Source organism: Epilithonimonas hominis, assembly GCF_003730015.1.
In the GTDB taxonomy this organism is placed as follows: Bacteria; Bacteroidota; Bacteroidia; order Flavobacteriales; family Weeksellaceae; genus Epilithonimonas; species Epilithonimonas hominis.
The window spans coordinates 1-8,953 of the sequence record NZ_RJTU01000070.1 but is presented as its reverse complement, the minus strand read 5'-3'; the positions used below and the strand labels follow the sequence as shown (position 1 = coordinate 8,953).

Below are 8,953 nucleotides of genomic sequence, written 5' to 3'. Positions count from 1 at the left end.
AAGTTTTGAAACTAATCCACAAACAGTAGGGGAATTTGTTAAAAATCAAGAAAAAATTGCAAAAGATTTCTTGAATTCAAATGATAATCCAATAGAAATTTCTCAAAACGTTGACAAAAATAAAAAATAATTTGAAATAGCATTTGTTTTTATTAAAATAATATTTACATTTTAATATTAACAAATTAAAAGCAACTTATTATGAAAAAAGCACTATTGACAATTGCATTATTTTCTATGTCATTAACATTTGCAAAAAGTGGAGAACCAATTAACAAACAAGATGAATCTCTATTAAAAATAGAGAAAACAACAAAAGAAAGTTCTGAAAAAGCAAGTAAAGAAAAAATTACTGTAAAAAAAATGATGTCATCTACCGATTGTTTTATTGCAGCTGGCGTTTTATCACAAATGCCTGTAATGTTTCCAGACTGGGGTTATTGCTTTGCGTTATATCAAGCGGGATTTTAAAAAGAAAAAATAAAATCAGCCGGGATAGATTCCCGGTTTTTTTTGTGATAAATATCTTATTTAGATTTATTTAAAATAAGCTATCTTTGTAGTCCAAAAATTTTTTAGTCTTGCAAACAAAACACATTGATAAACTCTGCTGTTTCCCGAAAAACCAAGTCGGAAAAATCACTGGCTACGACAATGAAAACCTGCAGATGCCTACTAAAATCATAGAAATGGGACTGCTTCCGGAAACTACTTTCAGAGTGCTTTATCAGGCGCCGTTCAACGGTCCGCTGTACATCGAATACGGCTCAGAAAAAACCAGAATTGCCCTAAGAGAGGCAGAAGCAAGATTCATACAGGTAGAAGTAGCAGAATAATGCAGAACAAGCAAAAACAGATTTTATTGGTCGGAAATCCCAACGTCGGGAAATCCACACTTTTTAATATCCTTTGCAACAAAAAGCAAAAAACGGGTAATTATGCCGGTGTTACTGTTGCCAGCCATTCCGGAAATTACACTTACAAAAACGAAGAAATCGAGGTAATAGATTTGCCCGGTTCTTATAGTATCTATCCCACTTCTGAGGACGAAGCTATTTTTTCAAGATACCTGATCCAGGAGCAGGAGAATTATTCTGGCGTTGTTTACATTGCGGACGCCATCAATATGAGAAGAAGTCTGCTTCTTTTCCAGCAGATTCAGGATCTGGGAATACCGGCGATAATGGTTGTGAATCAGATTGATGAAGCGGAAAAACGTGGCATCACCATTGATCCAAAAAAATTATCCGAGCTACTGAATATTCCGGTTTTTGAAACCAACGCCAAACAAAATATCGGAATAGAAACCATGCGTGAAGCGATTTTCACCAATCAGTTTAAAGTTTCTGACAATAATTCTTTCGAAATTCCGCTGGAGCAAAAATCTTTGGTTTATAAGATTTCATCTAATACATCAGAAAAAAATCTTTACAAAATCTGGACTCTTCTAGCCGCAGATACTTATCTCGGAAAAATTGAAAACATCCACGAAATTATTACTCAGGAAGATTCCAAGTGCAGTGTTCCGAAGCGTCTTCAGATTACGGAAACCGTTAGGAGGTATCAAAATATTGATAAAATCACAGCTCAGATTACCGAAAAGAAACCTCAATTAAAAGAATTACTGACAGAAAAATTGGACAAAGTTTTGGTTCACAAATTCTGGGGTTATGTTGTTTTCTTATTTATTTTATTAATGATTTTCCAAGGAGTTTTCTTCCTTGCAGAATATCCAATGACTTGGATTGAGGATTTCTTCAGTTGGTTATCGTTATTTTCAGGAGAACACCTTCCTGAAGGGCCGATCAATTCTTTGGTTTCCAGCGGAATCATTCCTGGAATTGGTGGGATTATAGTTTTTGCACCACAAATAGGAATTCTTTTGTATTTCCTTTATCTATTAGAAGATTCAGGTTATATGGCGAGAGTCGTTTTCCTGATGGACAGAATGCTGAGACCGTTTGGATTGAATGGAAAAAGTATCGTCCCATTGGTTTCCGGAACAGCCTGTGCGATTCCTGCGATTATGTCCACCAGAAACATCGAAAATTTTAAAGAACGGTTGATTACTATTCTAGTAACACCATTTATGACTTGCTCTGCCAGACTTCCTATTTACAGTATTATTATCGGATTGATTATTCCTGATAACAATTTTTTAGGTATCAAATACAGAGCAATTGCTTTGATGATAATGTATCTATTAGGTTTTTTAATGGCGTTGATATCATCCTTTATTCTGAAAAGTTTCATCAAAACTAAAATCAAGAGTTTCTTGGTGATGGATTTACCGACTTACAAAATGCCGTTATTTGGTTATGATTTCAAATTAGTTTTGGGTAAAGTTTGGGAATTTATTTCCGGAGCCGGAAAAGTAATTTTTACAGTAAGTATTATTCTTTGGGCTCTGAGTTATTTTGGCCCGTCTCAGCATAAAGATGAAATTTTGGCAACAGATTCTTCGCTTGACCATTCCTATCTTGGAAGAATAGGAAGAACAATGGAACCAGCAATTGCGCCACTCGGCTACGATTGGAAAATGGGCATCGGGATCCTTACCAGTTTTGCAGCTAGAGAAGTTTTTGTCGGAACATTATCTACACTTTACAGCTTGGACGATGAAGCACCAGAAGGAAAACTGATTGAAAAAATGAGACTGGATGTAAAACCAAATGGCGAAAAAGTATTCAGTTTTGCAACAGGCGTTTCGATTTTGATTTTCTATGCATTTGCGATGCAGTGTATTTCTACCATTGCGGTTGTTTACCGTGAAACAAAAAGTTTGAAATGGACAATGTTACAAACCATTTCAATGACATTATTGGCATACTTTTCTGCATTCATTTTTTATCAGATTCTTAAATAATAAAAAATGGACAGTACACTTATACTACAATATGTGATTATCGGACTTTTGGTTCTGACATCTTTATATGCTATTGTCCGTAAACTTTCTAAAACGTTTTCCAAGAAAAGTAAAGGGAAAAACTGTGATAAGGATTGTGGGTGTTCTTGACTTAATAATTTGTTAATGTCTAAAACTTTTATTTTTTTTCGGAAATGATATTATCGTATTTTTGTCAAACCTTAAAAAAATAAAATGTCATTAATAAAATCAATCTCAGGAATCCGGGGAACTATCGGCGGAAAAGTCAATGATAACTTGACGCCACTTGATGTAGTGAAATTTGCTTCGGCATTCGGAACTTGGCTTCAGAATAATAAAAATAAAAAAGACTTAACGCTTGTTATCGGCCGTGATGCGAGGATTTCCGGTCAAATGGTCTCTTCATTAGTTGCGTCAACTTTGCAGGGTTTGGGAATCAATGTGATTGACTTAGGACTTTCTACCACGCCAACTGTAGAAATCATGGTTCCAGAACTGAAAGCCGATGGCGGAATTATTCTGACAGCTTCTCACAATCCAAAACAGTGGAACGCTTTGAAATTATTGAATGACAAAGGCGAATTCATCAGCGGAGAAAATGGTGCAGAAGTTCTGACCTTGGCGGAAAATGAAGATTTCAATTATGCGGAGGTTGATGATTTAGGAAAATATGAAACCAGAGAAGATGGTTTTGATATTCATATTCAGAAAATTTTGGAATTACCAACGGTAGATGTAGAGGCGATAAAAGCTAAGAAATTTAAAGTAGTTTTGGATGCAGTTAACTCTACTGGAGGGATTTCTATTCCACCGCTTTTGGAGAAATTGGGCGTGGAAGTTGTGAAGTTATACTGCGAACCAACCGGACATTTCCCTCACAATCCGGAGCCTTTGAAACAACATCTTGGCGACATCTGCGAATTGGTTAAAAAAGAAAAAGCAGATATGGGAATCGTGGTGGATCCGGATGTGGACAGACTTGCCTTGATAGATGAAAAAGGCGAAATGTTTGGCGAAGAATATACTTTGGTTGGCGTTGCAGATTACCTTTTGAAAAACAAAAATGGAGTGGCAATTTCTAATCTTTCTTCAAGCCGTGCTCTGAGAGATGTGGCGAAAACTCACGATTCAGAATATTTTGCAAGTGCTGTTGGAGAAGTGAATGTTGTAAACTTGATGAAAGAAAAAAATGCAGTCATTGGTGGTGAAGGAAACGGCGGAATCATTTATCCAGAACTGCATTACGGTCGTGATTCTCTGGTTGGTGTTGCTTTATTCTTGACACACTTAGCCAAAGAAAATAAAACTGTTTCTGAACTGAGAGCAGGTTATCCAGCTTATTTTATGGGCAAAAAGAAAATCGAATTGACTCCTGAAATTGATGTTGATGCGTTGCTTGTGAAAGTTCAGGATGAATTTAAAAACGAAGACATTTCGACCATTGATGGTGTGAAAATCGATTTCGCAGACAATTGGGTTCACTTGAGAAAATCTAATACAGAACCGATTATCAGGATTTATACCGAAGCTTTTTCTCAGGAAGAAGCAAATAAACTCGCAGACGATATGATTGAGAAAATCAGAAGTTTGATATAAAATTAAAGGAAGCCAAATTGGCTTCCTTTTTTATTTTGCAATATTTCGATCATTATTAATATTCCATATTTCTCAATTTTTTAGAAGTTGCGCCAATAAATAATGCTGTCAAAACGGTCATCGTTCCTCCAAAAACAACAGATCGCACAACGCCCATCAATTTTGCTGTCAATCCACTTTCAAACTGACCCAGTTCATTACTCGACATGATGAAGATTGAATTCACACTCAGAACTCGCCCTCGGATTTCTTCCGGCGTTTTCAACTGAACAATGGTTCCCCTGATGACTACACTTACCCCATCCAACATACCACTCAGGACCAAAAATGCAAACGAGAGCCAATACAGTTTTGATAATCCAAATCCAATGATGCAAAGCCCAAATCCGGAAGCTACAAACAATAGAATTTTTCCTTGATTTTTTCTTAATGGAACTATCGAAAGTGTAATAATGATGATCATAGATCCAATATCAGAAGCCGCATTCAGCAATCCAAAACCTTCCGAGCCCACTTTCAGAATATCACTTGCAAAAACCGGAATCATGGCGACTGCACCTCCAAAAAGAACGGCAAACATATCCAGCATTTGTGCACCAAGAATTTCTTTGGTTTTATAGATATAAGCCAAGCCTTCCTTCATACTTTCGAAAACTTTAACATCTTTATTTTTGTTTTCAGATTGTTGTTTGTTTACAGTCCAAAAGAATAGAGAAGCTATTATCAAACTTGATACAATGACAACCAAAGTCCATTTAATGGTAATTAAAGCAATTAAAAAACCGCCTAAAGCGTGCCCGGAAACTGAGGCAATCAAAAAAATCGCCTGATTTAAAGTCACTGCATAAGGAAGATTCTCCTGCTTCACAATCCGTGGAATCATAGAAGGAACCAAGGGTCCCAGAAATGAACGGCAAATTCCGGTAAAGAAAATGACGCCATAAATAAAATAAGTAATCTCGTGTCCTGTGAAATGTAGTCTATGATTAAGAAAAGCCGGAATAAGAAGCAGACTTATCAAAACAACATAGGCATAATTACAAATCAGAAGAAGTTTTTTCTTCTCATTCATATCAATAATATGACCGGCATAAAGCGCGCAAGAAACTGCCGGAATTACTTCGGAAAGTCCAATCAATCCAATGGAAAACGGGTCTTTTGTCAATTGATAAACCCACCACCCCAGCAAAGTTGCCAGCATTCGGAACGCGATGATCAGGAAAAATCTACCTGTTAAAAGATGTCTGAACTCTATATTTTTTAAAACTCGAAGGGGTGTAAAAGAAATCATTATACAAATTTACTAGTTCGAGTAAGAATTCGGTATATATTTTCAAATTTTTATCTTCGCCAAATGAATTGGATTATACTGATTATCGCAGGACTTTTCGAGACCGGTTTTGCGACTTGCCTAGGCAAAGCACAAGAAACATCTGGGAAAGAAAGTACCTATTGGTGGATTGGGTTTTTTCTTTGTCTTTTTACCAGTATGTTTCTAATGTTCAAGGCTATTTCCGGGCAAAACGGCTTACCTATCGGAAATGCTTATGCGGTTTGGACGGGAATTGGCGCTGTGGGTGGTGTCATTGTCGGAATTTTTATCTTCAAAGAACCGGCAACATTCTGGCGGTTATTTTTTGTTTTTACATTGATTGCCTCTATTGTCGGACTAAAAGCTGTGAGTCATTAACAACTATGTAAATAAAATTTACAATTTAAAATCTGACAAAACAGTTGCAATTTTTCTATCATTCGCCAAACGAGGAATTTTATTTTGTCCACCTAATTTACCTTCAGACTTGGCATAATCCTGAAAAGCATTTTTCTTAAGTTTCGTAATAATCAAAGGTTGCAGAATATTTCCGGAAATCAAATCATCATAATAAGTATTACGTTTTCTGAGCTGTAAATCCAATTCAGATTTGAAAGCTTCGAAGTTTTCCGGTTCTTTTCCGAACTCGATAAACCATTCATGATAAGGTAAACCTTCTGTTGGATTCACTTCTGGAGCGAGATGAAATTCTGTAATCTGAGCTGGAAATTTTTCAACGGTTGCTTTCAGCGCTTCTTCCACTTCAAATGCAATCACGTGTTCGCCAAAAGCTGAAGTGAAATGTTTCGTTCTTCCACTAACTAAAATCCTGTATGGATTTTTATCAATAAACCTCACCACATCGCCAATCGAATAAGCCCAAAGTCCGGAATTAGTCGTTAGAATCAATGCATAATCTTTGTTCAATTCAATATCTTTCAGAGTTAATCTTTCTGCATTCGGTTTTCCATATTGTTCTAACGGAATGAACTCGTAGAAAATTCCGTGATTGGTCAAAAGCAATAATCCTTCTTTTGTATAATCATCCTGAAATGCAAAAAAACCTTCCGATGCGGGAAAAGTCTGGACAATATCGACAGGTTTACCTAACAATTCATTCATCTTTTCGCGATAAGGTTCGTAGTTAACGCCACCGGTAATTATCAACTGAAGATTTGGAAAAATCTGTGTGATTTTTTTGCCGTGTTTGTCAATCAGTTTTTCAAAATACATTATCAACCAAGGCGGAATTCCGGAAATTAAAGTCATATTTTCATTCTCAGTTTCTTCTACAATTCTATCGACTTTGGTTTCCCAATCTTCGATACAATTGGTTTTCCAGCTTGGCAATCTGTTTTTCTGAAGATAATTTGGAATATGATGGGCAACAATTCCTGAAAGTCTTCCCGTCTTTACACCATTGACTTCTTCTAATTCGGGAGATCCTTGAAGGAAAATCATTTTCCCACCAACAAAATCTGCATTATTTTTTTTTGCGATGTAATGGAAAATCGCACTTTGGGCAGCGGAAATCTGAAAAGGCATTGCTTCTTTGGAAATCGGAATGTATTTGGAACCGGACGTTGTACCTGATGTTTTGGCAAAATATTCCGGCAAATCTGGCCATAGGATTTTAGATTGTCCTTTTTTGATTTTTTCGATATATGGTTTTAAATCTTCGTAATCTGCAATAGGAACATTGTTTTGAAAATCTGCAATTGATTTTATGGTTTCAAATCGATGTTCTCTTCCGAATAATGTTTTTTCCGAAGTTTTTACCAAATCTAAAAGTAAATCCTGCTGATTCTGAATCGCATTGGTTTTAAAACTCTTGGATTTTTCGATATGTTTTATTGCCCAGATGAGGGCAATTTTTTTCTTGATAAAATTTAGCATTGATAAAATTTTCAATTGTCAAATTTAGAGTTTATCTTCTATATCTGTTAATTTGAATATGTTTTTTAAACGCAAAGTGCGCAAAGATTTTTATTTATTTATTATTGAAAACATTTTTATGGTCGCAAAGCCGTAAAACTTAGCAAAGAGTCATCCTTTCTTAGGAATCCAATCTATTGAAATTGACTCGCTCACTACTGCGTTAGGTCTCCTAAGAAATAACAAATGGTATTATTTTAATTGAAAGTTTATTTTTATGTAGAATCTGCAGCCCGACTTGAGCAGAAATCATTTTTACGCAACGTAGTGGAGTGAAAAGATTGACTTCGTCGAACCTAAAGGTTTGGGTGTCCTTCGACAAGCTCAGGATAAACTATAGGCGGATTAAGCTACCCAAATCTTTAGATTTGACGAAGTCAAATTAATATTAATAATCACAAAACTAAATATTTAGAAATATACTTGTGTTTTTCAAACAAAATGTTTACTTTTGCACCTCGAATAATTATAAAAATTTATAAACAATGTTTGCAATTGTAGAAATAGCAGGGCTTCAATACAAAGTTGAGCAAAACCAAAAGTTGTTTGTGAACCGTTTGAAAGGAGATAAAGGAGCGAAAGTTTCTTTTGACAAAGTTCTTCTTACTGTGAACGGTACAGTAACTGTAGGTGCCCCGGCTGTAAACGGTATCACCGTAGATGTAGAAATTCTTGACCACGTTCAAGCTGACAAAGTAATCGTTTTCAAAAAGAAAAGAAGAAAAGGTTATGCTAAGAAGAATGGTCACAGACAGCAATTAACTCAAATTCTTGTAACTGGTATTACTGGATTTGACGGTGCGAAAAAAGAGGCTAAAAAAGCTGCTCCTAAAAAAGCTGCTAAAGCTGAAGTAACAGAAACCAGCGAATCTGCTGAATAATTTTTAATCCAAAAAAGCTTAAAATAAAATGGCACACAAGAAAGGAGTCGGTAGTTCCAAAAACGGTAGAGAATCTCACTCTAAAAGACTAGGTGTTAAGATTTTCGGAGGTCAAGAAGCTATTGCCGGTAACATCATCATCAGACAAAGAGGCACACAACACCACCCAGGTGAAAACGTTGGTATGGGTAAAGACCATACTTTGTTTGCATTGGTAGACGGTAAAGTAGTTTTCAGAAAGAAAGCAAACAACAGATCTTTTGTATCTGTTGAACCAAACGCATAATCAACAGCGTTTTATAACATAAAAAATCCCGGCTTTTTAGGAGGCCACTGAAAAAC

The 8,953-nt window shown here is 35.9% G+C and carries 10 protein-coding genes; 8 read left to right on the top strand and 2 right to left on the bottom strand.

Translation table 11 applies throughout. From position 1 onward, the window contains the following. Positions 1 to 201: 201 nt before the first annotated feature. The 5 genes from EGH73_RS10980 to glmM all read left to right on the top strand — a co-directional run bounded on the left by EGH73_RS10980 (position 202) and on the right by glmM (position 4,483). Positions 202 to 471 carry a hypothetical protein gene (locus EGH73_RS10980; RefSeq protein WP_123281871.1) on the top strand — a complete coding sequence of 90 codons (270 nt, stop codon included), beginning with the start codon at positions 202 to 204 and terminating at the stop codon, positions 469 to 471. Positions 472 to 581: 110 nt separating this feature from the next. Continuing rightward, on the top strand, positions 582 to 836 hold the full coding sequence (locus EGH73_RS10975; protein WP_123281870.1) for a FeoA family protein: 255 nt from the start codon (positions 582 to 584) through the stop codon (positions 834 to 836). Further along, complete coding sequence (gene feoB, locus EGH73_RS10970) at positions 836 to 2,866, top strand: ferrous iron transport protein B (RefSeq protein WP_123281869.1); 2,031 nt, start codon at positions 836 to 838, stop codon at positions 2,864 to 2,866. Before EGH73_RS10975 ends, feoB begins: the two co-directional genes overlap by 1 nt. A gap of 6 nt (positions 2,867 to 2,872) precedes the next feature. Beyond that, a complete protein-coding gene (locus EGH73_RS14025) occupies positions 2,873 to 3,016 on the top strand; it encodes a hypothetical protein (RefSeq protein WP_164467762.1) in 144 nt (47 codons plus the stop codon). A gap of 84 nt (positions 3,017 to 3,100) precedes the next feature. Next, on the top strand, positions 3,101 to 4,483 hold the full coding sequence (gene glmM / locus EGH73_RS10965) for a phosphoglucosamine mutase (protein ID WP_123281868.1): 1,383 nt from the start codon (positions 3,101 to 3,103) through the stop codon (positions 4,481 to 4,483). Between the two features lie 55 nt (positions 4,484 to 4,538). Here the strand turns inward: glmM and EGH73_RS10960 are convergent, their stop codons facing one another. Further along, entirely contained in the window at positions 4,539 to 5,774 is a 1,236-nt protein-coding gene (locus EGH73_RS10960) for an MFS transporter (RefSeq protein ID WP_123281867.1), read from the bottom strand. 63 nt (positions 5,775 to 5,837) lie between these two features. Here EGH73_RS10960 and EGH73_RS10955 point away from each other — a divergent pair, with 63 nt between their 5' ends. Next, entirely contained in the window at positions 5,838 to 6,173 is a 336-nt protein-coding gene (locus EGH73_RS10955; RefSeq protein ID WP_089771051.1) for a DMT family transporter, read from the top strand. Positions 6,174 to 6,191: 18 nt separating this feature from the next. Here EGH73_RS10955 and EGH73_RS10950 read toward each other — a convergent pair whose 3' ends face one another. Then, positions 6,192 to 7,691 carry a GH3 auxin-responsive promoter family protein gene (locus EGH73_RS10950; protein WP_123281866.1) on the bottom strand — a complete coding sequence of 500 codons (1,500 nt, stop codon included), beginning with the start codon at positions 7,689 to 7,691 and terminating at the stop codon, positions 6,192 to 6,194. 524 nt (positions 7,692 to 8,215) lie between these two features. On the opposite strand from EGH73_RS10950, the gene rplU reads away from it, so the two are divergent. Both rplU and rpmA read left to right on the top strand, forming a co-directional pair. After that, positions 8,216 to 8,611, top strand: a complete 396-nt coding sequence (gene rplU / locus EGH73_RS10945) for a 50S ribosomal protein L21 (RefSeq protein WP_089771053.1) — start codon at positions 8,216 to 8,218, stop codon at positions 8,609 to 8,611. Positions 8,612 to 8,639: 28 nt separating this feature from the next. Continuing rightward, positions 8,640 to 8,897 carry a 50S ribosomal protein L27 gene (rpmA, locus tag EGH73_RS10940; protein ID WP_007842221.1) on the top strand — a complete coding sequence of 86 codons (258 nt, stop codon included), beginning with the start codon at positions 8,640 to 8,642 and terminating at the stop codon, positions 8,895 to 8,897. Positions 8,898 to 8,953: the final 56 nt, after the last annotated feature.